This window comes from uncultured Methanobrevibacter sp. (assembly GCF_900314695.1).
Classification (GTDB): Archaea; Methanobacteriota; Methanobacteria; order Methanobacteriales; family Methanobacteriaceae; genus Methanocatella.
Map to the genome: position 1 here is coordinate 40,149 of NZ_OMWD01000006.1, position 25,864 is coordinate 66,012.

At 33.3% G+C, this 25,864-nt stretch carries 25 protein-coding genes; 13 read left to right on the forward strand and 12 right to left on the reverse strand.

Annotation, left to right across the window (positions count from 1 at the left end; translation table 11 throughout):
* Positions 1 to 11 precede the first annotated feature (11 nt).
* Positions 12 to 1,784 (reverse strand): DNA-directed DNA polymerase II small subunit, encoded by a 1,773-nt coding sequence (locus QZN45_RS02670; protein ID WP_292472571.1) that lies wholly within the window; start codon positions 1,782 to 1,784, stop codon positions 12 to 14.
* Positions 1,785 to 1,933: 149 nt separating this feature from the next.
* Here QZN45_RS02670 and QZN45_RS02675 point away from each other — a divergent pair, with 149 nt between their 5' ends.
* Genes QZN45_RS02675 through QZN45_RS02690 form a run of 4 tightly spaced genes read left to right on the forward strand, consistent with a single transcriptional unit; the run spans position 1,934 to position 5,612 of the window.
* A complete protein-coding gene (locus QZN45_RS02675) occupies positions 1,934 to 2,608 on the forward strand; it encodes a hypothetical protein (protein WP_292880694.1) in 675 nt (224 codons plus the stop codon).
* A gap of 18 nt (positions 2,609 to 2,626) precedes the next feature.
* Entirely contained in the window at positions 2,627 to 3,700 is a 1,074-nt protein-coding gene (gene cobJ / locus QZN45_RS02680) for a precorrin-3B C(17)-methyltransferase (RefSeq protein WP_296810921.1), read from the forward strand.
* A gap of 10 nt (positions 3,701 to 3,710) precedes the next feature.
* Complete coding sequence (locus tag QZN45_RS02685) at positions 3,711 to 4,304, forward strand: potassium channel family protein (protein WP_292609693.1); 594 nt, start codon at positions 3,711 to 3,713, stop codon at positions 4,302 to 4,304.
* A gap of 45 nt (positions 4,305 to 4,349) precedes the next feature.
* Positions 4,350 to 5,612, forward strand: a complete 1,263-nt coding sequence (locus tag QZN45_RS02690; protein ID WP_292880689.1) for a magnesium transporter — start codon at positions 4,350 to 4,352, stop codon at positions 5,610 to 5,612.
* Positions 5,613 to 5,618: 6 nt separating this feature from the next.
* Here QZN45_RS02690 and QZN45_RS02695 read toward each other — a convergent pair whose 3' ends face one another.
* On the reverse strand, positions 5,619 to 6,485 hold the full coding sequence (locus QZN45_RS02695; RefSeq protein WP_296810924.1) for a hypothetical protein: 867 nt from the start codon (positions 6,483 to 6,485) through the stop codon (positions 5,619 to 5,621).
* A complete protein-coding gene (locus QZN45_RS02700; RefSeq protein WP_292609699.1) occupies positions 6,478 to 7,422 on the reverse strand; it encodes a hypothetical protein in 945 nt (314 codons plus the stop codon). The genes QZN45_RS02695 and QZN45_RS02700 overlap by 8 nt, the downstream gene beginning before the upstream one ends.
* A gap of 172 nt (positions 7,423 to 7,594) precedes the next feature.
* Between QZN45_RS02700 and QZN45_RS02705 the strand changes: the two genes are divergently transcribed.
* The 5 genes from QZN45_RS02705 to amrS all read left to right on the forward strand — a co-directional run bounded on the left by QZN45_RS02705 (position 7,595) and on the right by amrS (position 11,296).
* On the forward strand, positions 7,595 to 7,993 hold the full coding sequence (locus QZN45_RS02705) for a Zn-ribbon domain-containing OB-fold protein (protein ID WP_292880683.1): 399 nt from the start codon (positions 7,595 to 7,597) through the stop codon (positions 7,991 to 7,993).
* Complete coding sequence (cfbA, locus tag QZN45_RS02710) at positions 7,965 to 8,879, forward strand: sirohydrochlorin nickelochelatase (protein WP_296810927.1); 915 nt, start codon at positions 7,965 to 7,967, stop codon at positions 8,877 to 8,879. The genes QZN45_RS02705 and cfbA (QZN45_RS02710) overlap by 29 nt, the downstream gene beginning before the upstream one ends.
* A gap of 83 nt (positions 8,880 to 8,962) precedes the next feature.
* Complete coding sequence (gene cfbA / locus QZN45_RS02715; protein WP_292609730.1) at positions 8,963 to 9,448, forward strand: sirohydrochlorin nickelochelatase; 486 nt, start codon at positions 8,963 to 8,965, stop codon at positions 9,446 to 9,448.
* Between the two features lie 65 nt (positions 9,449 to 9,513).
* Positions 9,514 to 10,437: a thiamine-phosphate kinase gene (gene thiL, locus QZN45_RS02720; RefSeq protein ID WP_296810930.1), complete on the forward strand. Its 924-nt coding sequence runs from the start codon at positions 9,514 to 9,516 to the stop codon at positions 10,435 to 10,437.
* Complete coding sequence (gene amrS, locus QZN45_RS02725) at positions 10,424 to 11,296, forward strand: AmmeMemoRadiSam system radical SAM enzyme (RefSeq protein WP_296810933.1); 873 nt, start codon at positions 10,424 to 10,426, stop codon at positions 11,294 to 11,296. Before thiL ends, amrS begins: the two co-directional genes overlap by 14 nt.
* Before the next feature lie 35 nt (positions 11,297 to 11,331).
* Here the strand turns inward: amrS and QZN45_RS02730 are convergent, their stop codons facing one another.
* The 3 genes from QZN45_RS02730 to QZN45_RS02740 are packed head-to-tail and all read right to left on the reverse strand — an operon-like array spanning position 11,332 to position 15,835.
* Positions 11,332 to 12,588, reverse strand: coding sequence for a UbiD family decarboxylase (locus tag QZN45_RS02730; RefSeq protein ID WP_296810934.1), 1,257 nt, complete (start codon positions 12,586 to 12,588; stop codon positions 11,332 to 11,334).
* Positions 12,589 to 12,595: 7 nt separating this feature from the next.
* On the reverse strand, positions 12,596 to 13,621 hold the full coding sequence (gene purE / locus QZN45_RS02735) for a 5-(carboxyamino)imidazole ribonucleotide mutase (RefSeq protein WP_296810937.1): 1,026 nt from the start codon (positions 13,619 to 13,621) through the stop codon (positions 12,596 to 12,598).
* 60 nt (positions 13,622 to 13,681) lie between these two features.
* Positions 13,682 to 15,835, reverse strand: a complete 2,154-nt coding sequence (locus tag QZN45_RS02740; RefSeq protein ID WP_296810940.1) for a Tex family protein — start codon at positions 15,833 to 15,835, stop codon at positions 13,682 to 13,684.
* Positions 15,836 to 15,993: 158 nt separating this feature from the next.
* Between QZN45_RS02740 and QZN45_RS02745 the strand changes: the two genes are divergently transcribed.
* The gene (locus tag QZN45_RS02745) at positions 15,994 to 17,688 is read left to right on the forward strand and encodes a glycosyltransferase (protein WP_330048215.1); all 1,695 of its coding nucleotides are present in this window, start codon (positions 15,994 to 15,996) and stop codon (positions 17,686 to 17,688) included.
* Positions 17,689 to 17,723: 35 nt separating this feature from the next.
* Here QZN45_RS02745 and mmp11 read toward each other — a convergent pair whose 3' ends face one another.
* From mmp11 to hacA, 5 genes are all read right to left on the reverse strand, one after another.
* On the reverse strand, positions 17,724 to 18,662 hold the full coding sequence (gene mmp11 / locus QZN45_RS02750; RefSeq protein WP_292609717.1) for a methanogenesis marker protein 11: 939 nt from the start codon (positions 18,660 to 18,662) through the stop codon (positions 17,724 to 17,726).
* Between the two features lie 7 nt (positions 18,663 to 18,669).
* Positions 18,670 to 19,086 (reverse strand): 6,7-dimethyl-8-ribityllumazine synthase, encoded by a 417-nt coding sequence (gene ribH / locus QZN45_RS02755; protein WP_292609720.1) that lies wholly within the window; start codon positions 19,084 to 19,086, stop codon positions 18,670 to 18,672.
* A gap of 138 nt (positions 19,087 to 19,224) precedes the next feature.
* The gene (locus tag QZN45_RS02760) at positions 19,225 to 20,232 is read right to left on the reverse strand and encodes an isocitrate/isopropylmalate family dehydrogenase (protein WP_292609722.1); all 1,008 of its coding nucleotides are present in this window, start codon (positions 20,230 to 20,232) and stop codon (positions 19,225 to 19,227) included.
* Complete coding sequence (locus QZN45_RS02765) at positions 20,207 to 20,686, reverse strand: 3-isopropylmalate dehydratase small subunit (protein WP_292609724.1); 480 nt, start codon at positions 20,684 to 20,686, stop codon at positions 20,207 to 20,209. The genes QZN45_RS02760 and QZN45_RS02765 overlap by 26 nt, the downstream gene beginning before the upstream one ends.
* 5 nt (positions 20,687 to 20,691) lie before the next feature.
* A complete protein-coding gene (gene hacA / locus QZN45_RS02770; RefSeq protein WP_292609726.1) occupies positions 20,692 to 21,936 on the reverse strand; it encodes a homoaconitase large subunit in 1,245 nt (414 codons plus the stop codon).
* 99 nt (positions 21,937 to 22,035) lie between these two features.
* On the opposite strand from hacA, the gene QZN45_RS02775 reads away from it, so the two are divergent.
* A complete protein-coding gene (locus tag QZN45_RS02775) occupies positions 22,036 to 23,259 on the forward strand; it encodes a DUF2264 domain-containing protein (RefSeq protein WP_296810949.1) in 1,224 nt (407 codons plus the stop codon).
* Here QZN45_RS02775 and QZN45_RS02780 read toward each other — a convergent pair.
* Positions 23,256 to 24,497 carry a nucleotide sugar dehydrogenase gene (locus QZN45_RS02780; RefSeq protein ID WP_292607802.1) on the reverse strand — a complete coding sequence of 414 codons (1,242 nt, stop codon included), beginning with the start codon at positions 24,495 to 24,497 and terminating at the stop codon, positions 23,256 to 23,258. The two genes, QZN45_RS02775 and QZN45_RS02780, sit on opposite strands and share 4 nt — an antisense overlap.
* Positions 24,498 to 24,572: 75 nt before the next feature.
* On the opposite strand from QZN45_RS02780, the gene rfbD reads away from it, so the two are divergent.
* Both rfbD and QZN45_RS02790 read left to right on the forward strand, forming a co-directional pair.
* Entirely contained in the window at positions 24,573 to 25,412 is an 840-nt protein-coding gene (gene rfbD, locus QZN45_RS02785) for a dTDP-4-dehydrorhamnose reductase (RefSeq protein ID WP_292607799.1), read from the forward strand.
* Complete coding sequence (locus QZN45_RS02790; protein WP_292607797.1) at positions 25,409 to 25,861, forward strand: ribonuclease domain-containing protein; 453 nt, start codon at positions 25,409 to 25,411, stop codon at positions 25,859 to 25,861. Before rfbD ends, QZN45_RS02790 begins: the two co-directional genes overlap by 4 nt.
* Positions 25,862 to 25,864: the final 3 nt, after the last annotated feature.

The window sequence follows — 25,864 nt, forward strand, 5'->3', positions numbered from 1 at the left end:
AAAAAACCTCATCATAAAAATTTAAAATGCTTATATTTTCCTTTATGAAGTACAGGAACTTCAGCAGGAGTTGGTTCAATGTTATAAATTTTCTGGAACTCTGTTTGAGTCTGGAAAGTACCTGAATTAATCATATGTATTCCTTTAAATCTTCTATATGTATTAATGTGAACGTGTCCTGTATGGAATACATCAGGTACTTCGTCAATAACTAAATAATCTTCAAGTTCTGAAGCTAATGGTGTTCTTTCTCCATAAATTGGAGCTAAATGTCTTTTTTGTAATAATTCTTCCATCAATAGGTCATTTCTTTCGTGAGTAAATTCTTTTACAGCCATTACCAAATCATCAAAACTACGTCCGTGGTATATTAGGACATTGATTCCATCCAATGAAACTACACCAGGATTTGAAATAAATTCAACATTATCCAATTCATATAATGCTTTAGCATATTCTTCAGGTACAGCAGGCTGAGGTTCAGCGACTCTTGATGCATCGTGGTTTCCAGGAGCAATAATGATTTTGATATCGCTTCTGACATTTCCCAAGAATCTGGCTGCTTCGTTGTATTGCTCTGTAATGTCTTTAATTGCAAGCTCTTTTTCCTGGTTTGGATATACACCAATTCCATCTACAATATCCCCACCGATAATAAGATATTTAACATCTTCAGCCACTCTTCTTTGTTCTTCAGTACCATAATCACAGTTAATCCAATCAATGAACCTTGTGAATGCGTCTTCAAGGAATGTTAGACTGCCGATGTGAACATCAGATAAGAATACAATTCCAAAGTCCATTTCCTTTTCGGGAACTCTTAATACACCCGGATTGATTATTTGTTGGCCAAAAGCGAAGTTATTGTCGTCACTTTTGTTTGCAATTACTCCTATTACTTCGTCCCTAACTAATTTTTCAGCTTCAGCAAACAATTCATCATTGTTGTTGGAGAATAACACGGATATGCTTCCGGTATCATCCTCGAAATCAACGATTTTATGGCCGTTTTTACTTGATCTGATTTCTTTAACCATTAAAATCATGCTCAAACTGTCTTGAGAATCATCAATATCAGCTACTTTAATAGGCTTTCTAAGTTCAGGTCTTTTGGATAATATGTTATATAATTTTTCATATCTGCTTTTGAAATATGAAATTAGGTTTTCAAGTTCTCCGCTGGTGTATGATTTTTTACTGGTATCCTGAATGATTTCGAAATCATATTCAACATTAGATTTCTCTAAGTTTCTTTTAAATTTAATTTTTTCATCTTTAACAGTTTCTGAAGCTTCTAAAATGGCTTCATTTACATGTTTTTGCTTAACATCACTATCTTTTTTCAAATTTTCCATTGAAACAGGTTTTTCTACTTGTGGTGTTTGGTTTTCTATTGGTTTTATAGGAGTTTTTTCTACTTGTGGTGTTTGTTCTGTTTTTGGTTTGCTTTGATTTTCTATTGGTTTTATAGGAGTTTTTTCTACTTGTGGTGTTTGTTTTTCTATTGGTTTTTCTGGTGTTTGTTGTGTTTTTTGTTTGGTTTGGTTTTCAATTAGTGTTTCCTGATTATCTTTTTCAGTTATAGGATTACCTGTAATTTCATCAACTATTTCACCACTGACTGATACTAAATCTTTTGATGTAAATTTATCGCTTTTTAATTTGACTATCAGTGAAGATGCAAAATCAATAGGATTTTCTGCATTAATAACTTTATTATAAGCTTCAGGTGATAGGTTGATTCCCTTTTTTGCAAATTTTAATAGAATTTTATTAGTTGACATATTAGTTAAAATTTTTATTTTCTATATTAATAAACTTTGAGAATTTTTAATCCTAATGTTTATTTTCATTCGTTATATTTATTATATATTAAAAATAAAATTTAAATCATTATAATGTACTTATTATAAGTAAAATGATTGTGATAAAAATGGCAAGTAAGGTACTTAGAATTATTTTAATTGTTGTATTATTTATTATATTCTTTGAAGTGGGACTTGTTAGTTCATATACCATTGTAACTTCCGAAGCTCCTAATGTTCAAGGGCTGATAGATATGCAAATTTCAAAAATAGCTGGAATGTTTACTCCAGAAAAAGTAAATAATATGTTAATTAAAGATCCAAGTCCTGTTAACATTACTAATAAAAAAGATGTAGCCTTGAAGATGGAGTCAATGTCGCAGGTCGATGGTGTTAATGTTGATTCTATGAATGTTACAACTTACGATGACACTAGTAAAGGCAATTTTACAGTAACTATAGAAGCTTTAGGTTATGCATCTCCTAATTCAAACTCAGGACAAATTGTTATTAGTAAAGTCCCATCCTATAAGATTATAGCAAAAGGAAATGCATCCTACAAGGAAAATGGACTTACAGTTGATGAAAGGACAATAGTAATAAATTCAATCTTAAAATTGCATAATAAAACTGGTGATACATCATACACTAATTATAACAGCAGTAACAGTTATAATACTGCATACACTGATTACAGCGGCAGCAGTAACAGTTATAATACTGCATATACTGATTATAGTAGTAGCGGCAGTAGTAGCAGTAGTAGCAGTAGTAGTGGCGGCAGCAGTAACAATAGCTATTAGTTATATTAGGTTGATACAATGATTAATGTAATTGGAATTGGTCAGAATAGGGATAACATGACCTTGGGGGCTATTAAAGCCATCGAGGAATCTGATGTTATTATAGGTTATAAAAAATATATTAATCAGATTGAGGATTTAATTTCCGGTAAGGAAGTTATCAAAAAAGGAATGGGCGATGAGATAGCGAGAGCTGAATTTGCCATTCAAAAAAGTCTTGATGGCCAAACAGTTTCATTAATTAGTTCTGGAGACCCTGGTGTTTTTGGAATGGCCAACGTATTGTATCAGATTGTTAGTAAATATGATGATGTTGAAATTAAGGTTTATCCTGGAGTATCCGCTTTGAATTATGCTTCCAGTCACTTAGGAGCACCGTTGCATGATTTTGCAGCTATCAGCTTAAGCAATATATTGACTCCACTTTCCGAGATAGAAAAGAAATTAAGGTATGCGCTTGAGGCTAACTTAATAGTTGCTGTATATAATCCAATTAGTAAAACACGTAAAGAACCATTCAGAAGATTTAAACAATGTGTTTTAGATATTAAAGGTGAAAATGCATTAATTGGTATTATTGATAGTACGTATGAGCCTCCAAAAGCAACAATCGTTAAACTTAAAGATTTAACAGAAGACATTGTTAACATGTCTTGTACATTAATAGTCGGAAACGATTTGACTTATGAGCAGGATGGAAAACTTGTAACACCTAGAGGATATGTTATAAGGTCTAAAATTCATCCATTATCACAAAATCATTATGAAAAATTTTTAAATGGCGAAATTGCACATGGACCTAACCGTGAATGTGAGTTCTATCCATGTCACTATGAAGGTCAGTACTGTGATTTCTGTTATTGTCCATTTTATCCATGCGGAGATTCTTCAACTGGCGGGGAATGGATTAAAGGCAAAGGCGTTTGGAACTGTAAGGAATGTATGTGGTTACACGATAAAGAGACAGTTGAATGCTTAAGAGAACCTTTAGAAAACATTTTAGAAGAAGTTGAAGATTTGAAATCAAAGAAAAAAACATTATTGAAACTTAGAAAAGCATGTTTATTGCATGTCAATCCAAACGACTTATGAGGTAATTTAATTGTCAATCAAAAATCTTTTAATTGAAATGAAGAACATGTCGGAATTAATGGTTGATTTAGCTTATTCCGCTGTATTGTTCAACAGTAAGACTGCTGCTGAGGAAGTCATTACATTAGAAAATGAAGTCAATGCAATGAATTATGAAATTAAAAAAGAATCATTAGTTGCTGCCAGATCATATGAAGATGCTGAAAAATTAACAGCATTACTTGAAATTGCCGAAGCTACAGAAAGTATGGCAAATGCAGCAAAAGATTTAGCTGATTTAGTATTAACTGGTTTTAAACCACATCCAGTATTTAAAATGGTTATGGAAGAATCCGATAAAAGTATTGTTAGAGTTACTATAGATGACTCATCAGAATTAGCTAATAATACATTAGGTGATTTGCTTTTAGTGAATCGTACAGGTATGAGAGTAATTTCTATTAGACGAGGTGTATCCTGGATTTACGGTCCGGATAAGAATACAATGCTTTTAGCAGGTGACACATTAATTTTAAAAGGAACAGATGAGGGCGCTGATTTGCTTGAAAAATTAGCTGCAGGAACTTGTTCATTAGATGACATTCCAGATGAATTAGAAGAATAATTATAGAATATTGAGTGATAAAAATGATTAAGGGTAGTGATATTTGTGAAAAGCAAACAGAAGAAGATTCGCAGTTCACTATCTACTCAAGCGTTCTCTGATTTTTACGGAGAACATAAATCTATTTTAAAAGAAGGATTAATCGCTCTTTTAATTTGTGCTATTGGTGATTTAATAGCAGGTATTATTTTAGGTAAAATGACCTTTTTCCTTGAAACATTTCCGGGATTGTTAGTAATGATTCCTGGTGCTATTGGGATGAGGGGAAATATTTTTGGTTCTTTTGCTTCAAGATTATCAACCAACCTCCACATTGGTATAATATCACCTAAGTTTGAAAGGTCAGAAGAATTAAATCACAACATATTTTCTTCTTTTGTATTAACTTTAGTTCTATCTTTATTTTTGGGTATCGTTGCTAATTTAATGTGTTTGTTATTACATTATCCTGCAATGTCATTGATAGATTTCATTTTGATTAGCGTAATTGCAGGTGTTATTTCAAATTTAATAATGTTGCCGATAACCATGTTCATATCATTTAAAAGCTTTCAGCATGGTTGGGATCCAGACAACATTACAAGTCCAATAATTGCTGCATTCGGTGATTTGTTTACTTTGCCAGCTATTATTATGTCTCTTTTTATATTGCAGCTGTTAAGTGTCAATTGGATTATAAAAGATGCAGCACTTATCGTTATATTTTTAATTGTAATAGTATCATTTATTTACTGCTACAGATTATCATATGAGACTAAAACAATTCTATCACAATCCACTCCTGTTTTGCTTTTATGCTCCTTTTTAGGATGTTCTGCAGGAGGAATATTAAATGGTGCGGTTGAAACATTGCTCTCCAATCCAAGTCTGTTGACATTGATACCATTGTTTTCAGGAGAATGCGGAAGCTTAATTAGTATTTTGGGAGCAAGACTATCATCAGGAATTCATTCTGGTTTAGTGGAGCCAATAAGAAAGCCTGAGGGAGAAGCTTTGCATAACTTTGCAGTCTGTTTTATTTTAGCCATTGTCATTTTCCCATTTATAGGAATACTCGCTGAAGGTTCATCTTTGGTATTTGGCGTTACTGGAGTCGGATTTGAAAAAATAATTCCAATTTCTGCATTGTCCGGACTTATTTTAGTCACTATAATGGTATTTTTAGTCTATTATATTTCAATAACCTCCTACAATCATAATTTAGACCCGGATAATATTGTAATTCCAATTTCAACAAGCGTTACAGATTCAATTTCAAGTCTGATTTTGATTTCCGTGTCACTGATGTTGTTAAGCATTTTTATTTAATTAAATCTAATACCAGGCCTTTAAGATAAATTCGCAGTCATTAGTTCTAAAGTAATCATAGTTTATATTGTTTTCATCAAATCTTTTTGGAAGTTGAACAAGCACAGCCTTTGCATTGGGCTTGTCAAAGTGAATGAAGATTATGGCGCTCGTATCGTCATAGAACTCAATTTTATTGTTCAAATAGATTTCATCATATCTTACCGGTTCCCATGATTTATCTTTAACGAGCCTTGTTGAACCCATAAAATAGTTTAAATCATATTTTTCATCTTCATCAATGAGTAAATAGTAGTCAAATGCTCTTAAATTTCCTTTGAATACTTTAAAATAATCACAGCTATGGGAATTTTGGTCATGATTGCGATTGCATTTACCGTCATTTTGAAAATCCTTTAAAACATATTTTTTGAAAAAGTCACATTTTACCATCCTATTTACTGAATGAATTTTATTTGAAGATTCATCATTTCCAATTTTTACACTTGAAATACTACTCTCCTTTGGAATCAGTTCAATCGATGTTTTGATTTTGGAGTTGAAGAGGTTTTTCGTTACAAACTTGTTGTAGTCACTTCCCATTGCAAGTAATTTAGCATAAGAAACACTATTTGGAATAACCTGTCCTTCTTCATTAACAATTGCAAGACCGGGAGTTCCTTTTTTATTTACTTCCCAATTTGGAGGAGTTCCTGGATTGTTTATTAGATTGACTACAGATTCTTCAAGCAGTGTTTGAATATGTTCGTTTTCACTTTGTCTTACTATTTTTTCTGTACTGATTTCATTCAAGGAAAGAACGATTCCCATCACCATTAAAAGGATTATTATAATGACCCCTATTTCAAGTGTAACATTTCCCTTATTATCCATTCTCTTCACTCCCAAGACCGTATTTTTTCTTATGGGATGAATCTAAAATCAGGCTGTTCCAATCATCCGGGTTTATTTTTTCACCATTATAATGATCTGAAAAGACTACATGGTCACTACAGGATAATGATTCGTTTTTAAGTGGCGTATGTGTTTGAATAAATACTTCCATACCATAATGAGGACATTTTCCTTTTCCTTCAAGTCTACATAAATAACAGCTTCCGTCAGCACTTTCATGGAAATATCCTTTGTCTAAACAATCTTTCAATACTCCCGGGTCTCCATGATGAATATAAGGGTCATATGGGCATTTTTTGATATACAATGGTGCAGTTGCTTCAATGTATGATTCAGGTGATTTCAAATGATGCAAGACCATATATCCTGCTATTGCATTTTTGTAGTGAATTTTATTGTCATATGTTAAAATTCCGGAAGCTATTGTTAATTTTGCAAGTGGCAGTGGATCTCTTAAACCCTCTATCGATGCATTTTTTTCTATGGTATTTGAGTATTTAATGTCATCCTTTTTCACGTTTAATTTTACTTTGAAGAGTATTTTCCAGGGAGTTTCTGTGTTTTCAACTGATAATACTTCTGATGAGATATCCACTCCATATTTTTTTTCTAATTCCTTATTTTTTTCTTTTAATATATTATTCAAATTTTTTTTAATCTGATTTTTGCTGTTGAAAACGGGCAAACCGTTGTATACCTTTTGTGTAGCTTCAGCTATTGCATCCCTTCCAAGAACTTCCAGATTTCTCGAATAGTCGTCAATAATATATTTGAAATTATTATTTGATTTTAATTCGATATTTCCATTTTCAATGTAATTTATACTTGTTATTATAAAAATTGATATTAATAACAAGGATACAATTAAAATGGCTACACTACCTACTAACATATTGCCTTTAGAGTCAATTTTCATAATATTTAACTTGACAATGTTTTTATTAATTTATTTCTCAACTGCGACTCCATGATTCTGCATAAATGTGTATTACATTTTTTGAAATTAAGTGAAAATAGTAATAAAAAAAATACTTATTTATATTATTGATTAGAAACTATACTTATTAGAAAATATATGGAGGATTTACATGTCAGATACTGTAAGAACATGGCGTCATATACAACAAAGATACAATCTTATTGGTACCAAATGTACCACCTGTGGAGAATTATTCTTCCCATCTCGTGTAGTTTGTCCTAATTGTAGAAGAAAAGGAAATCTTGAACCTTTCCAATTTTCAGGAAAAGGTAAAATTCACACATTTTCAGTAATCAGATCCGCACCTGATAACTTTAAAAAATCAGCTCCTTATGCTGTAGCTGTTGTTGAACTTGAAGAAGGTGCTAAATTAACTTCACAACTTGTCGACTGTGATGTTGAAGATATTGAAATCGGTGACGATGTGGAAATGGTATTTAGAAGAATCAGAGAAGATGGAGAGGATGGAGTAATCTCCTATGGATACAAATTCAAAGTTATCAAATAATACTGCTGTTATTTTAGTAAGTCATGGAAGTACATTGCCTTACGCAGAAGAAGTATTTGTTGAAATTAAAGAGAAATTTATCAAAAAAACCGGTCTTGCAACTGAAATTGGTTATATGAAGGTTTCAGAACCTACAATTGCAGGAGCTGTTGAAATTTTAAAAGATGAAGTTGATGATTTAGATAAAATCATAGCTTTACCTGTGTTTTTAGCTCCAGGAATTCATACCAATATTGACATTCCACAATTGTTGGGTCTCGAGCCTTTGGAAGAAGATCCAAGATGTCCGGATGGAAACTATCCTCCAGAACATTACTTGTCCATTGCTGATGATGTTGACTTTGATGGGGAAATTGAATTATTAAGTTCAATTGGGCCTCGTGATGAACTTTTGGATATTATTGATAAAAGAATCAATGAAGCATTAGCGGAATCCAAATTAGATGACAATGCTAAAACTGGAATTCTGCTTGTAACTCATGGATCAAGATTAAATTATAATAAAGAGTTTGCTACTGCATTATACGATAAGTTTGAAAAGACTTGTGATTTGCCTTCAGGTTTTGGATTTATGGAATTATGCGGTCCAAGCATTCCTGAATCAATCAATAAATTAGTTGATGAAAACGGATTGGAAAGATTGGTTGTTGTACCTATCTTTATTGCTCCTGGAATGCACACAACTCATGATATTCCTCATATTTTAGGATTCTTGGATGACCATGAACATGAACACTCACATTCACATTCCCACGGCCATGGTCATGACCACAGTCATGATTTGACTCCTGTGGAATTTGACGGTGAAATTCTTTATCCCGAACCTATTAAAGCGGATGATATATTAATTGATATTTTAGTTGACATGACAAATGAAAAATTATAATAATTTTTCATATATTTTTTTGAAATATTTTCTATTCAAGATAACTTAACTTAATTTAACTTAAAACTTATAATGGATGATTAATTATGTCTGATAAAAAAACAGGAATTTTATTATTATCCCATGGGTCTAGATTAGACGATGGTGAAGAAGTAATTAAAGCTTATAAAGATATGTATGCTGAAGAATTTCCAGACATGCCTGTAGAGTATGGATTTATGGAAATTAGAAAACCAGGTATTCCTGAAACTATTAATAAATTAACTTCTGAAAACGATTTGGAAAAAATTATTGTTGTACCTGTATTTGTTGCTCATGGACTTCATACTAAAAGGGATATACCTGAATTATTAGGTATTGAAAGCGATTTTGATGAAGAATCAGTATCCGGCGGTCATCATCACCACCATCACGGACATGGCCACGACCACGGACATCATCATCACCACCATCATGACCATGATGAAGAGACATTTGAATTTGATGGTGAAATCGTATTGACAGACCCATTAGGCATCGATACACGTTTATACGAAATAATTAAAGACAGAGTTTCAGATAATTTATAGTTCTGAAACATTTTTTTACTTTTTTTTCTTAAGATTTATTTATATTGAAATAAATATTAATATTCATGTCCCTAAAAGTCTCTGATATCGGTGAAAAGGAACTCGTTAGATACATTATTGCTAATTCAAGATGTATTACTCCGGATGACACTGCAATAACTGCTTTTAATAATACTAATTTGATTTCAACATGTGACATGCTGATTCAATCAAGGCACTTTCCTGAAAACATGTCCTATTATGATATGGGTTTTAAAGCCGTTACTGTTAATGTAAGTGACCTTGCAGCAATGGGAGCTGAACCGTTGGGTTTTTTACTGGCAATTGCTCTTCCCAAAGATTTGGACATAGATTCATTTAAGGAAATTCTTGAAGGAGTTTTGAAAGCTTGCGATTATTATGAAATCCCTTTAATTGGTGGGGATACTAATGAATCTTCGGAAATTATCATTACAGGCACGGCATTAGGATTGACTGAAAAGCCGATAATGAAAGATACTTATCAAAAAGGTGATTTGATAGCCGTAACCGGTGATATTGGATTAGCCGCATTGGGTTTTGAATTAAGTGATTTAGACAATATCTATCCTAAACATGCTCTAAAACCAAAAGCCAAAATAAAAGAAGGGATAATTCTTAAAGATTTTGCAACTTCGGCAACCGATATTACTGATGGGCTTGCAAGTGAACTATATGAGATTAAAAAGGATAATTATGGATTTATGATTTATGAGGAAATGTTGGGCATTTCCGATGAATATAAAAGATTGGCAGACAATTTAAATCTGGATTACCTTGATTTGATATTGCATGTCGGCGAGGATTTTGAATTGCTTTTTACCATATCAAAAGATAATATCGAAAAATTGCCGTTTGACTATAAAGTAATTGGTGAAGTAACAGATTCTGATGTAGTTGAACTCACTTTGGAAAATGGATTTGTTGAAAGAATAGAAAATAGAGGTTATGAGCATTATGTTAGTGAGTAATGATTTATTTAAAAAAAGTTCAAAAACACAAAAGATTCGTTGTGAGATTTGTGCCAACTACTGTAAGATATCTGATGGTAATGTTGGAATCTGTAGACAACATAAAAACATTAACGGAGAGCTATTTGATGAATCATATGGAATTGTTTCATCGTTAAGTCCTGATCCTGTTGAAAAAAAGCCTTTGAATCAATTTTTACCTGGCACATTTACCTACTCGATTGGAGGTTTTGGGTGTAACATGACATGTTTGCATTGCCAGAACTATATGATATCTCAGGAATATGATAAAAATTCAAGGGGTATTAAAATAACACCAGAGGCAATTGTGGAAAACGCACTTAATTATAATTGTAAGTCAATTGCTTGGACCTATAATGAACCTACGATACACTTACCTTTCTCCAAGAAAACTTCACTGCTTGCAAGGCAAAAAAACTTGAAGGTAATCTATGTAAGCAACGGGTATTATTCTGGAAAGTCACTTGAAGAGGTTTTGACATTTGTCGATGCATTCAATATAGACTTGAAATCCATGTCCAGTGATTTTTACAAAAAGGTCTGTGGTGCAGACTTGGACGTCGTTTTAGATAATTTAAGAAGAATATATCTGGAAGGTAAACACTTGGAAATCACCAATTTAATAATTAATGATTATAATGACTCAATCGATGAAATTACCCAGCTATGTGATTTTGTAGTCAGTGAACTTGGTCCCGAAGTCCCACTTCATTTTTCAAGGGCTTTTCCTTATTATAAAATGAATGATATTTCACCTACAAGGCCGGAGATTTTGTATAAAGCAAAAGAAATTGCACAGGAAAAAGGAATTGAAAATGTTTATTTGGGTAATATTTAAGTTTTTTTTTAAAAAAAGTAAAATTAAAAGTTAGTTTATTCTCCAAAACTAACTCTTTCGAATTTTTCTATTGTTTTAAGTGATTTTGTTGCGTCAACACCGATTTTGGTAGTTGTTCCATCACTTTCAGCTACAGGATCCAAAGAGGAACCGCGCACGTTCGGAACGATCATGATGTCACGGTCACCTTTAACACGTGTAGCTATTGCATATTCAACATCTTCAGCATCAAATATGTTCACGTCAGTATCCACTGCAACGCAATGTTTTAGTGAAGGGTGTGCAGATAATGCAGCCATAATAGCATTTTTACCGTCACCTTCAGTCTGCTTGTTGATGGATACTACGGCATGCAACCAGCAGCAGCCTCCTTCAGTCAAGACAACATTTTCAACTGTAGGAACAGCATTTTTAACTGCTTTATATATTCTTGGCTCTTGTGGAAGGCCTTGCAACAATTTATGCTCAAATCCTGCAGGGATAATTGCATGATAGCAAGGATTGTCTTTTTTAATATGCATTTTTTCCAGATTGATTATTGGCTGGTCACGGATAATGTCATAAGTATCGGTCAAGTCTACAAATGGACCTTCAGCAACGGTTTCGGTTACTGATATTTTACCCTCTAAGATAATGTCAGCTTGGGGAACTTCCAAGTCTCCACATTTGATTAATTCAAGTTCACCATCCTTAAATGCATTGGCCACTTCCATTTCGTTGTAGTCAATTGGTATTGAAGTGGTACTTGCAAGCAAAATTGCAGGATCCATTCCAATTGCTATTGCAATATCCAAATCTTTTCCCGCTTTTTGAGCATTTTGGAAGTAAGTGTAGAGGTTTCTAGGCACGATTCTAATGACTAGCCTTTTGTTGTCAAGCACCATCATACGGTGGATTGAAGCATTTTGAATTCCTGTTTCAGGGTCACGTGCAAATACAACACCTGCAGTGATATATGCTCCTCCATCACGTTTGTAATGAGTTAAAATAGGAATTTTATCCAAATTTACATCTAAATTATCATATTCTGAGAAGTCTGTAAATTTATCTACCTTAATTGGTTTTTCCATGGCTTCGATAATTTTTTCAGTAATTTCAGATACTTCACAATTAATTGATTTGGCTATTTTATCTCTGGTATTACAAATTCCTGTAATAACAGGCATATCATATCCTTTGACATTTTTTACTATGACTGTATCTTTAGGATATTGTCTTAATACTTTTGAAACTTCAAATTCACTGGAAAGTTCATCTGTAATTTCAATAATGTTGTCTCCTTCAAGTTTCATGTTATCACTATAAGTTAATTTTTTTGTCTTTTAATTTTCCTAAAAGTTCTGTAATATATGGATTGTCAATAGCAAGAATTTCACCTGCAAGGACTGCTGCGTTTTTACCGTTGTTAATTCCAACAGTTGCAACAGGAACTCCCGGAGGCATACTTACAGTTGTAAGCATATAATCTTTATTATTTTCATTAGTACATGGAACTCCAATAACCGGCCTGTCTGTCAGTCCCACTAGTCCTCCTGTTACCTGTGAGGAGGTTGAACTTATTCCAATGAAAATTTTTGCATTTTTCATGCATTTGACATAATTTGTGAATTTTTTAGTGGATCTTATCGGACAGACTACTTTAATATCATGCTTGATTTTAAGTCGGTCTAATATGGTTCCAACTTTTTTTGCAGTTCCAACATCGGTTTGCCTTCCAGCAATAATTACGACTTCAGCGTCCTGATTTTTTATACATGCGTTAGTGGTTTCATCTATTTCAACATCGTTGATTTCAAGGTTTTTAATTCTTAAAAAATCATTTTGAAGATACTTTCTTTCAATCTTTTGAACAATATCTTCATTGCTCTGCTTGACTTTTTCAGCATAATCCTTTCTTAACTCTATTACCTTTTGGCGAACCTCTTCATCATGAAGTCCGATATACTGAGCAGCTAAAATTGCGGCATTGTCTCCTCTATCGATTCCAACAGTTGAAATAGGAGAAGGATAAGGCATTTGAACAATGGATTCGAGCGCATCTATTCCATTGGTTTTAACATCCACTGGAACTCCTATAACAGGTCTTGGTGTATAGGCGGCTATTGAACCCGGTAAATGCGCTGCCAAACCGGCAATACCAATAAATACTTCAATTCCTGCATCAGTACCCTGACTAACAATTTCTCTAACTAGGTTAGGTGTTCTGTGGGCTGAAGCTATTTTCAAGCTATATGGTATTTCAAGCTTATCTAAAATATCCATACTTTTTTCAGCAATAGCAATGTCTGACCCACTTCCAAGAATAATCATTATTTTTGGTGTCATTCAAAAATCCCTTCTAAAATAAAAATTTATTTATGTATTATAATATTGTCTTTTAAATATTTAAATTATCATTGATAGGTTAATCCTTTTTCTTTTAATATCTACATCCAGAACTTTAACATCAACTATATCTCCAACACTAACAATATCTAACGGGTGCTTTACATATTTATCAGCTACCAATTGTGATATATGAACCAATCCGTCCTGATGGACTCCAATATCTACAAACGCTCCAAAATCAACAATGTTTCTAACAGTTCCCTGAGTTATCATTCCTATCTCCAAATCTTCAAGTGTCAATACATTTTTTCTAAGAATAGGTTTTGGCATGTCCTCACGAGGATCCCTGCCGGGCTTTTTAAGTTCGCTTATAATGTCCTTTAATGTTTCCATTCCAATGTCCAATTCTTCTGAAATTTCTTTTAAGTCAACTTTGTCAAATTTTAAGGATTTTGAGCCGATATCGCTTGTGGAATAGTTTAATTTTTTCAATAGCTTAAAAGTGGCGTCATAGGATTCAGGATGTATTGTGGTATTGTCCAATGGGTACTCTGGATTGTCTATTTTTACAAACCCGGCACACTGTTCGTAAGTTTTTTTACCAAGTTTTTTAACATTCAATAATTCTTTCCTGTTTTCAAAGCTTCCGTTTTCTTCCCTATAGCTAATAATATTTTTGGCGGTTGTATTGCCGATTCCGGATACATAATTAAGTAAACTTACAGAAGCGGTATTCAGGTCGACTCCAACTTCATTCACTACCTTTTCCACAACACCGCTCAGGGATTCTGACAATTGCTTTTGGTTCATGTCATGCTGATACTGACCTACACCGATTGATTTCGGATCAATTTTAACAAGTTCAGCCAGCGGGTCTTGAAGTCTTCTTGCAATTGAAACGGCACTGCGTTCCCCTTCTGAAAATTTAGGAAATTCCTCATCAGCCAATTTTGATGCAGAATATACGGAAGCTCCGGCTTCATTAACAATAATATATTCCACATTTGTTCCTTTGATAATGTCAGAAACAATTTGTTCGGATTCTCTTGAAGCTGTTCCATTTCCAATTGCTATCACGTTAATGTCATATTTGTCAATTAAATCACGAACGGTTTTAATTGATTCTTTAACTTTATTTTGAGGTTCAGTTGGATAAATCAGTGCAGTATCTAAAACTTTTCCAGTTTCATCAATGATGGCAAGTTTACATCCTGTTCTAAATGCAGGATCCCATCCTAAAATTGTTTTCCCAACAAGAGGACTTTCCATCAATAGCTGATTTAGGTTTTTGGCAAACACTTCAATTGATTTTTCTTCAGCCTTTTGTGTTAAAAAATTCCTGATTTCCCTTTCGATTGCAGGAGAAATCAATCTTTTATAAGAATCCTCCACTGATTCCTTTATTATTGGTGTGGTGTATCTGTTATATTCTATTTTTTCCGGAATGCTTGAGATATTTTTCAGCATATGTCTGTTGAGATATTTTATTATTTCATCAACTTCACATACAACTTTTCCTTTAATTATTCCCTCTTTTTCAGCCCTGTTAATTGCTAAAATCCTATGTGGAGGGATTTTTCTTAAATCTTCACTGTAATTGTAATAAATCTCATATTCTGATGATGAATCCTTATCTTTGGCTTTTGTTTCTATTTGTCCGGTGTAGAATGTGTTTTGCCTGATTTTTTTTCTGAATTGGGAGTTGTCTGAAATTATCTCGGCAATAATATCCTTTGCACCATCTATTGCATCTTCGGCAGTATTGATTTCTTTTTCAGGGTCAATGTATTTTTTAGCTATTTTTTTAATGCTTTCTTTAACGTCCTGTGCTAGAATTATTTGAGCCAATGGTTCCAATCCTTTTTCACGGGCAATTGTTGCTCTTGTTCTTTTTTTGCTTTTGAATGGTCTGTATAAATCATCAAGTTCAACTAATGTATTTGCATTTAAAATACTGCTTTTTAAGTCATCATCAAGTTTTCCAAGCTCATCGATTCGTTTTATGATTTTTTCCTTTTTGTCTTCCAGGTTTCTGAGATATTTTAGCCTTTCGTCAAATTTCCTTAAAGTTTCGTCATTCAGTGAACCTGTAACATCTTTTCTATATCTTGCAATGAAAGGTATTGTATTGCCGTCATCGATTAATTTGATTACTTTTTCAACTTGCCAGTTAGTTAAATTTAATTCATTTTGAAGTGTTTCTACTATCATCAAATAACTACCTTTTAAATGTGTATATTAAGATTAACCTTTAAAATGTATAGATAACTTTTAGGTTTTCGTATTATTTTAAGGTATGGTGTAAAACTAATATATTTATAGTACTTAAATGACATATTTATAAATAATTAAACTTTCAGGTGAATTTATTGTATTGGTTTTTTGTAATAATTGCATTTTTGCTTGCTAGTATAAAAACTGAAAAACCTAAGAAATACCAAAAGGTTTCAGTAATTATTCCTGCATATAATGAGGAAGATACTGTAGCTAAAGTTGTAGAAGTAGTTAGAAACGTGTCGTTTGTTGATGAAATCATTGTTGTTAATGATGGTTCATCTGATAAGACCAAAGAGGAAGCTATTAAGGCTGGAGCTATAGTTATTAATCATGAAACCAATAAAGGTAAGGGTGAAGCTTTATACACTGGTTATAAGCAAGCTGAATGTGATGTTATTGCATTCATTGATGCGGATATTTATAACTTAACTTCCAAAAAAGTAGAATCAATGATTATGCCAATTTTGCTTGGAGATGCTGAGATTACTAAAACTAAATTTTCACGTGTTAGCGGACGTGTAACTGAACTTACGGCTAAACCGTTGCTCAATTTCTTTTTCCCTGAAATTTCTTTTGAACAGCCATTGAGCGGTCAGTTTGCAGCACGTAAAAGTACATTAAGAAAAATTAATTTTGAAAAGGATTACGGTGTGGATGTAGGTATTGTTATTGATGCTGATGTGCTTGGAATTTCTATCATGGAAATTGACATTGGTGAAATTGAACATGACATGTCTCCGCTTTCAGATTTAAATCTGATGGCTAATGAAGTTGTTAGAACAATTATAAGTCGTGCTAATAAGTATGGTAGAGTTTTAATGATTGATGAAATTGGTTATTTCATCCGTATGTCTGTTGTTGGCCTGTCTTTAATTATTCTTGGTTTATTTACTGTATTCTTTGTAAAAATGGTTCCCCTTGCAATTGGGGTCATTATTTCTGTTGCAGGAATTATAATAGCAATCTATTACCTTATTAAAGTTATTGTAAAATCTATTGTAATATTTAGAAAAACTCCTGGATTTAGCTTATTAAAATCTTTTGTTAAAATTCACTTCCCTCTGATTATTTCAATAATTGTATTGCTGTTAATGATTTCAACATTTATTGGTGCAGCACACTTTGAGAATGGTGTATTGTCAATCGAACCGAACTCCAGAAATTTAATTATCTATGCTGACAATGCCCGTGCTGATAACTCCATATCTGTTAGAGGTCCATTTACTGTTGATGTAGCAATTGAAAATGAATCGGAACAAATCCGTATGCCTTCAGAGGCAATGATGACATTGGGAATTAAAGTCAATGACACGATTCAAATTGGTGGGGGCGAGTATATAGTTAATGAATCAAGAGATGGTGATGATGATATTATCAGAATGCCTAATCAAGCTAGAAAGATTTTAAACCTCGAACCAGGTTATATAATTCAAAATAGTCGTTTAAAAGAAGTATTCGATCAGTCTATTGTAAGCCAGGTCAGTAAAAGTAAAAATATTTCCTGCACTGAAAAGTTCATTATTTCCCAGAAAGACTATAACTCTTCTGATTTTGAAGTATTCTTGGGTAATGTTTCAATAGCTAATTCATCTGGTGTATTTAGAAGCAATAGCTCTTATTCAATTGCTGTTGATGGTGAAATTATTGGTACAATAAATAAACCTAAAAATACTACCTTAAATTATGGTGATTCAGAAATTGAGATAGTCTTTAATGATTCGCAATATTCATCTACAAAACAGTTTGTAAAATCCAATCAAGGCAATTTCTTTAATATTGATATTTAAAAAATAGTAAGAAATCTAAGAATTATTTTCTTAGATTATTTTTTTCCATAAGCTTTAACAGCTTCTTCTACATCGTTGTAAAGTCCAAGTGCAGCCAGTGCACCAACTTTTCCCTGTTCGCCGGTTACTGCAATCAAAGGAATACCCAATTCTTCAGCAGTTGCTTGTGCTGTTTCAACATCCATCATACCGGATTTTGTTGCAATAGAATATTCTCTTAATTTTTCAGGAATTTCAAGACCTTCTAAGATAGCTATGGCTGTTTTATCAGATAAAGTATCCCTTTTAAGAATTTCAATAACTCTGCTTATTAATTCTTCTTTTTTGGATTCTTCAACAGCAAATGTAAGAGCAATTGAAACACAATTTTGAGTTTTATGAGGGTTGTGGGGGTATAATTGAACAATTATATGGTCAAGGTATTCATAACCTTCACTTGCAAGCTCAACACCTAAATTATGTGCCATTGTCCAAGTAGCTCCAGCATCTTTAGTATCAGTATCATCAACACCAATAACTACTTTTTGAAGTTTAGGGGTTACAACAGTAGCTCTTCCTACTTTTGAACCTCCTCCAATGTCAAGAAGCTCAATGTATTTAACACCTTCTCCCATTCCTCTACACATTCCAGCACCTACACCGGCACCTGCAAGCCCGGCATGTGTTACTTTAACTTCATCACCGTCAATAACAATTTCATCTATTCCTGCAGCATTAAAACTAGCTTTCAAATCAATAGGACTTGAACCGACATGGCATGAATACACATGTTTGTTTCCGTCACGATAAGCGGAATCGATTAATTTTGAGTTATTTCGGTACTGATTTAACAACCAATGGGACCCGGAAATGCATGGATGATATTCGATAAGTTCAACCTTATCGCCATCCACAATAGTTAAGACCTTTTCATATGGTGCAATCCATGGATCTGAAAATTTTTCCTTTAATTCATTTGGTTTGAGAATTTCCATCCAATCACTAGATTTCTTTTAATCTGTCACACATTTTAATGGCTGCTTCAACTGCACTTTTTGCGTTTTTAACACGTCTGTGTGCATCCATTCTTGTCATTCCAGGACCAGTAATTCCTAAAGCAACTGGTGTGTCATATTCTAATGCCAAATCAGCAATTTTACGTGACGCATGTTGTGCAACGATTTGATCGTGGTCAGTTGCGCCTTCAATAACAGCACCTAAGGTGATTATTGCATCGAATTCTCCTTTTTGTAATAATTTTTTTATTACAAGTGGCATGTCAAACACGCCTGGAACGGCTACAACTTTTGTAATTTCACAGTCTCTATTTTTAGCTTCAGCTTTAGCTAACTCTAACATCATTTGAGTAATATCGTAATTAAATTCTGCTACAACAGCAGCGATTTCATATTTTACCATTTTTTCATCTCCTTACCTGCTAAATAATAAAAGCATAAATCCAGCTACCCCACTTAATACCATAATGAATATAATAAAAAGTGCAGCCCATTGCATTTTAGTTAGTTTTCTCATATTTTTCTTATCTCCATTTTTTATTTATAAATTATTTTTAATAGCTTCGGCTACTTCCATAGTGCTTGATGAACCACCTAAATCTCTTGTTAGGATTTTTCCATCATTAAGTACTTTTAGAATAGCGGCATCAAATTTGTCCGCTTCCTCGTTTTCACCGATATATCTAAGCATCATAATTGCTGAAAGCATCATTGCTATTGGATTTGCCTTACCTTCACCTGCAATATCTGGAGCAGAACCATGAACAGGTTCAAATAAAGCACCATCTTCACCAATATTTGCTGATGGTATTACTCCTAGTCCTCCAACGAGTCCAGCGCCTTCATCGGATAAGATATCACCGAATAAGTTTGTAGTCACAATTACTTCAAAGCTTTGAGGTTGTGTTATAAGATACATTGCTGTTGCATCTACATAAAAATCTTCGGTTTCAATCTCAGGATACCTTTCAGCCACTTCATAGAACACATCCTTGAATAATCCGTCACTTTTTTTAAGCACATTTGCTTTGTGAACTCCTGTGACTTTACTTTTATTATTTTCCTTAGCATAATTAAAAGCATAATCAATAATGCGTTCTTCTGCTTTTCTTGTAATAATACGTTTTGCAATAGCACCATCTTCAGTTAATTCTTCTTGATCTGCGATGTACAATCCTTCAGTATTTTCCCGCACAATCATGAAGTCAACATCATCAAATAATGCATTAGTATTAGGATAAGTTTTAACAGGCCTTAGATTTGCATACATTTTCATTTCTTGGCGTATTTTAACAATAACATCAGCAGCAGTTTCTCCTGCAGCACCAAATAAACATGCATCTGCATTTCTAATAATATCTAAGGTTTCTTCTGGAAGTGGATTTCCATTCTTTTGGCCACATTCATCTCCAGCTTCGCCATAAACATAATCGAAATCAATATCCAATTCGTCTAATACGAATATTGTCGCTTCCATTACTTCTTTACCGATTCCATCTCCTGGAACAACGGCAATTTGATATTTATTTTTTGTTTTTGAGGTATTCAATTAATCCACCTTGTTCTAGTATTTCTAACATGAATGGAGGTAATTTTTTAAAGTTAATTGATTCTCCATTAGCGGAGGTTATGATTCCTTTTCCCATATCAACATCAATTTCTTCTCCATCATTTACAAGCTGTGTAATTCCGGGAGCTTCAAGAAGTGGAACTCCAACATTTGTAGCGTTTCTATAAAATATTCTTGCAAAAGACTCTGCAATTACTGCAGATATTCCAACACCTTTAAGAGCAATAGGAGCATGTTCTCTTGAAGATCCACAACCGAAATTCCTTCCAGCTACTATAAAATCTCCTTTTTTACATTTTTCATTGAATTCTGCATCCAAACCTTCCATACAATGTTGGGATAATCTTTCCTCATCAGTATATATTAAATATCTTCCTGGAAGAATTATGTCAGTGTCAATGTCATTTCCAAATTTCCATGCAGTTCCTTTCATAATAATCACTCTGGTGCTACGATTCTACCTTCAATTGCTGAAGCTGCAGCAACAGCAGCAGAAGATAAGTAAACTTTTCCATCAGGGGAACCTTGTCTACCTTTAAAGTTTCTGTTTGAAGTGGAGAGGCTTACTTCTCCAGGTCCAATAATTCCTGTGTGCCCTCCAAGACAAGGGCCGCAACATGGAGCCGATACAAGTGCACCTGCATCAACGAATATTTTTATCAAACCTTCTTCAAGGGCTTTTGAATAGATTTCTTTGGATGCCGGTATTACTAACATTCTAGTTCCATTAGCTATTTTATTTCCTTTAAGGATTTTAGCAGCATCCCTTAAATCACTAAGCCTACCATTAGTACAAGAACCTAAAAATACTTGGTCAATTTCTTGATCAACTTCACTAACAGCCTTTACATTGTCTACATTGTGAGGACAAGCTACTTGAGGTTCTAAATCACTTACATCAATATCAATAATATTAAGAGAGGATGAGTCCAAATCAGTTTTGAATACTTTATATGGCTTATTGGAACGTTTTTCAACATAGGCAACGGTTTTTTTATCAGGTTCGACCAAACCAGTTTTACCACCCATTTCAATCGCCATGTTACATAAAACCATCCTATCTGAAACGCTCATATCTGAAACTGTATCGCCTGCAAATTCACATGCCTTATATGTTGAGCCATCAGCGCCAACTTGACCGATGATATTTAAAATTACATCTTTTGCATAAACATTTTCTTTTAATTCACCGGTAATATTGAACCTATTTGTTTCAGGTACCTTAAACCATAAATTACCTTCTGAAAATACCATGGCCATATCTGTAGAACCAATGCCTGTTGAAAATGCACCTAAAGCTCCATGAGTACAGGTATGTGAATCAGCACCTACAATAACTTCTCCAGGCACAACATGACCTAATTCCGGAAGAATTTGGTGACATACTCCAGCATATACATCGTAGAAATTTTCAATTTTTTGTTCTTTTACGAAATTTCTCATAATAATATGATTATTCGCTGAATCAATAGAATCGGCTGGAACTTGATGGTCAAATGGAATAACAATCTTTGAGGAATCCCATACTTTTTCAGTACCAATCTTTTCAAAGGATTCTACTGAAAGAGGTCCAGTTAAGTCGTGAGCCATTGCTACATCAATATTTGCTATAACAATATCTCCCGCTTCAACTTTATCTTTACAAGATGCTTTTGCTAATATTTTTTCAGACATTGTTGGCATATTTTCAACCTCTTAATAATGATAAATATTTTGTATTTATCAATATATAAACTCTTTTTTTATTATTTTAAAAATGTAATTTTCTAATATTTATATAATATGTTAAACAAAACTATCCATATGGGTATATTATTTAACAGACACAAAAAAGATGAAACTCATATTGAAGAGGAACCTTCAATTTGGGAAGATAGGATTTTTTGGGTTTCAACATTACAAAAAATAGTCCTTCCTGTTTTGGGTAATGTAGCAAAAAGCTCTCTTCGCAAAAAAATGCCTAACGAATCTGTTAGTGCTGATACTAAAAAATTTACATATCTTGAAGCTTTTGCACGTGTTTTTAATGGAATCGCTCCTTGGCTAGAATTAGGGCCTGACAGTTCAGAAGAAGGTCAAATTAGAGAAAAATATTTACGATTAACATTAAAAGCTATTATGAATGCTGTTAATCCAAACAATAATGATTATATCTTCTTTGTAGAACCTAAACAATCTTTAGTAAACATGGCTTTATTCGCTCAAGGGTTACTCAGATCAAAAAATCAAGTTTGGCTTAATTTGCCAATGGATGTACAGGCTAAGATTATTCATGAACTTAAAAATTCAAGAGTAATTGCTCCATATGAAAATCATTGGTTATTATATACTGCTATAATTGAAGCTACACTTTTAGAATTTACTGGAGAATGTGATAAAGAACGTTTGTCTTACGGTATCCATAAATTCAGAGATGAATTTTATATGGGAGATGCTATTTATTCAGATGGCGAATCATTTGATTTAGATTATTACAATAGTATAATAATTCATCCAATGCTTAACGATATCTTATCCGTAATGAGAAAATACGGTATTTCAGATGGTGAATTTTTAGATATACAGTTAATGAGATCTTCAAGATTGGCTGCTCAACTCGAGAGGTTAATTTCACCTGAAGGTACATATCCTCTAGTTGGAAGCTCTTTAACATATCGTTGCGGCATTTTCCATTTATTATCTCAAGCAGTTTTACTTAAGATTTTACCGAAAAATATTAATCCTGCTCAAGTCCGATCAGCTTTAACAAAAGTTTTAAAAAGACAATTTGGAGGCACTCAAAATTTTTCTTCTGAAGGCTGGCTGCTAATAGGATTAAATGGATATCAAGCGGAATTATCCGAAAAAGATATTAATTCAGGCAGTATTTATTTCTGCTGTGCAATATTTTTAGCTTTAGGTTTAGAATTGGAAGATGAGTTTTGGACAAATCCTGCCTGTGAATGGACTACTTTAAAAGCATGGAATGCTCAAGACGCTCCAAAAGATCAATCTATTAATTTTTAATTCAATTTGTATAAGTTCCCGTAATTATATAATTTAATTCCGTCTGGAACTTTACTTATTATATTTTTTGTATCAAATATTATAGGATTTTTCATATTTTTTGAAATTAGATTATAATTAGGGTTTTTGAATTCATTGTGGTCACATAATATTAAAATTAAATCTGCATCTTTTGTTGCTTCATCAAAACTTACAAAATCATCATTTTTGATATGTGGTTCATGTATGGCTATTTCGTATCCGTCTCCTTTTAATCTGGCAATAATTTCATATGCAGGACTTTCCCTGTCATCTCCAGTATTTCCTTTATATGATACTCCAAATATTGCGATTTTACCGGATGGTATGATTTTTTTGGTATATTCGCAAACGAATTCGGGCATTGAATTGTTTGTATCACGTGCTAATTTGATAATCTTTGCAGTTTCCGGAGCTTTTGCATAAATAAAATAAGGGTCAATGGCAAGGCAATGACCTCCCACACCAGGTCCTGGGGAGTGTAAATTCACTCTTGGATGTTTATTTGCCATTTTTATAACGTCTAATGCATTCACTCCAATTTCAGCACAAATTTTTGCAAGTTCATTGGCAAGCGCTATATTAACGTCTCTAAATGTATTTTCCATACATTTTGATAATTCAGCAGTTTTTGCTTCAGTCAACATCAAATATCCTTCAACAAACTGACCGTATACTTCACGAGCTTTTTTAGCACATTGAGGTGTAATTCCGCCAATTATTCTATCATTATGAACTAATTCTTCTAAAATTTTACCTGGAAGTACTCTTTCAGGACAATGTGCGAGATATAAGTCTTCTCCAATTGTAAAACCTGCATTTTCAAAAATTGGTTTAATTGTTTCATCAGTTGACATAGGAGCTATTGTTGATTCAATAATGACAATGTTTCCTTTTTCCAAATATGGAAGTATTGATTCACATGCACTAACAACATAACTCAAGTCACAGCTGTAATTTTCAATGATGTAGGGTGTAGGTACTGTAATAATAAAAGCATCTGCTTTTTGAGGAGTTAGGGAAGCTGTATATACTTCATTTTTAACTGCGTTTTTAATTATGTCGGATATTCCCGGTTCTTCAATGTGCACGATTCCTTTGTTTAAATTATTCACTATTTCTTCATTGACATCCACTCCAACAACTTCGCAGTGGTGCCTTGTAAAAAGTGCGGCTGTTGGAAGACCGATATATCCTTGACCCATAATACATACTTTCATAAAATCTAACTCCCTTCTTTTTAAATATAAAGTATAATATATATCTTAACATATTAAAAGTTTTAAGTGGTTTATATGAAAATTTTGATTACAGGTTCAAATGGAATGTTAGGGCATGATTTGATTGATGTTTTAAAAGATAAGCATGAATTAATCCTTACAACTTCCAAATCATTAGATATTACTGATAAAGATAAGGTTATTGAGTTTATCAGTGAAAAAAATCCTGATGTCGTAATTAATTCGGCAGCATATACTGATGTTGATGGATGCGAAGAAAATCAGGATATCGCATATGCCGTTAATGGGGAAGGCGTTAGAAACTTGGCTTTGGGATGCAGTAAAATTGATTGCCCATTGGTGCATGTAAGTACAGATTATGTTTTTGATGGTACTGCAAGAGATCCAATCACTGAAGATGGTGAAATAGGTCCTATCAGTGTTTATGGTAAAAGTAAACTTATGGGAGAGGAAGCTATTCTGGATATTCTGGATAAATTTTTCATCATACGAACTGCATGGCTATATGGGATAAATGGAGGTAACTTCCCTAAAACAATGTTGGAATTAGCTAAAAATCATTCAGAAATCACTGTTGTTTATGATGAAGTGGGAACTCCAACATATACTCCTGATTTAGCTTATGGGATTTCACAATTAATAGAAACTGATTATTACGGAATTTATCATTTGACTAATTCCGGAAGCTGTTCCTGGTGTGAATTTGCAAGATATATCTTTGAGGTGGCTGATGCTGACGTTAAAGTCATCCCGGTTACAGCATCCGAGTTTGCAAGACCTGCTCCAAGGCCACATTACTCCGTATTGGAAAATAAAAAATGGGTTGATAATGGTTTTGAACCGCTTAGAGATTATAAGGAAGCTGCAAAAGAATATATTGAGTTGATTAGATGAATAAAAAGTTAGCATTGATTTTGGCATTAATTCTCACTTTATTTTTGATGGGATCTGTAAGTGCCGGCTTTTTTGATTTTTTAAATTTTGGAGGCGATTCTCATAGCAACAGCAATGTTGTTGAAGATGGCCAATACTGTACCGCTGATGAGGTTGCTGCATATATTAAGGAATTTCATAAGCTGCCAAGCAATTACATTACAAAAAGCGAGGCACGGAATTTAGGCTGGCAGGGAGGGCCACTTAAAAACTATGCTCCCGGTAAAAGCATTGGGGGAGATACCTTCACTAACCGTCAGCATGTTCTCCCAGACAGCGATTCAAAATATATTGAATGTGACATTAATGCAAATGGAACCAGCAGGGGAGCAGAAAGAATAGTGTACAATTCAGGAAATTATAAAGTTTATTATACTGCTGACCATTACAATACCTTTAAAGAAATATGATAC

Excerpts from the sequence above, each read along its gene's own strand:
- QZN45_RS02730 (WP_296810934.1), bottom strand. The coding sequence starts at position 12,588 with ATGAAACTTGAAGGAGACAACATTATTGAAATTACAGATGAACTTTCC.
- cfbA (WP_296810927.1), top strand. The coding sequence starts at position 7,965 with ATGGATACAAATTCAAAGTTATCAAATAATACTGCTGTTATTTTAGTA.
- amrS (WP_296810933.1), top strand. The coding sequence starts at position 10,424 with ATGTTAGTGAGTAATGATTTATTTAAAAAAAGTTCAAAAACACAAAAG.
- purE (WP_296810937.1), bottom strand. The coding sequence starts at position 13,621 with ATGACACCAAAAATAATGATTATTCTTGGAAGTGGGTCAGACATTGCT.
- rfbD (WP_292607799.1), top strand. The coding sequence starts at position 24,573 with ATGAAAATTTTGATTACAGGTTCAAATGGAATGTTAGGGCATGATTTG.
- QZN45_RS02695 (WP_296810924.1), bottom strand. The coding sequence starts at position 6,485 with ATGGATAATAAGGGAAATGTTACACTTGAAATAGGGGTCATTATAATA.
- QZN45_RS02675 (WP_292880694.1), top strand. The coding sequence starts at position 1,934 with ATGGCAAGTAAGGTACTTAGAATTATTTTAATTGTTGTATTATTTATT.
- QZN45_RS02765 (WP_292609724.1), bottom strand. The coding sequence starts at position 20,686 with ATGAAAGGAACTGCATGGAAATTTGGAAATGACATTGACACTGACATA.
- ribH (WP_292609720.1), bottom strand. The coding sequence starts at position 19,086 with ATGGTAAAATATGAAATCGCTGCTGTTGTAGCAGAATTTAATTACGAT.
- QZN45_RS02790 (WP_292607797.1), top strand. The coding sequence starts at position 25,409 with ATGAATAAAAAGTTAGCATTGATTTTGGCATTAATTCTCACTTTATTT.
- mmp11 (WP_292609717.1), bottom strand. The coding sequence starts at position 18,662 with ATGGAAATTCTCAAACCAAATGAATTAAAGGAAAAATTTTCAGATCCA.
- QZN45_RS02670 (WP_292472571.1), bottom strand. The coding sequence starts at position 1,784 with ATGTCAACTAATAAAATTCTATTAAAATTTGCAAAAAAGGGAATCAAC.
- hacA (WP_292609726.1), bottom strand. The coding sequence starts at position 21,936 with ATGCCAACAATGTCTGAAAAAATATTAGCAAAAGCATCTTGTAAAGAT.
- QZN45_RS02780 (WP_292607802.1), bottom strand. The coding sequence starts at position 24,497 with ATGAAAGTATGTATTATGGGTCAAGGATATATCGGTCTTCCAACAGCC.
- QZN45_RS02705 (WP_292880683.1), top strand. The coding sequence starts at position 7,595 with ATGTCAGATACTGTAAGAACATGGCGTCATATACAACAAAGATACAAT.
- QZN45_RS02700 (WP_292609699.1), bottom strand. The coding sequence starts at position 7,422 with ATGAAAATTGACTCTAAAGGCAATATGTTAGTAGGTAGTGTAGCCATT.
- thiL (WP_296810930.1), top strand. The coding sequence starts at position 9,514 with ATGTCCCTAAAAGTCTCTGATATCGGTGAAAAGGAACTCGTTAGATAC.
- cobJ (WP_296810921.1), top strand. The coding sequence starts at position 2,627 with ATGATTAATGTAATTGGAATTGGTCAGAATAGGGATAACATGACCTTG.
- QZN45_RS02740 (WP_296810940.1), bottom strand. The coding sequence starts at position 15,835 with ATGATAGTAGAAACACTTCAAAATGAATTAAATTTAACTAACTGGCAA.
- QZN45_RS02775 (WP_296810949.1), top strand. The coding sequence starts at position 22,036 with ATGTTAAACAAAACTATCCATATGGGTATATTATTTAACAGACACAAA.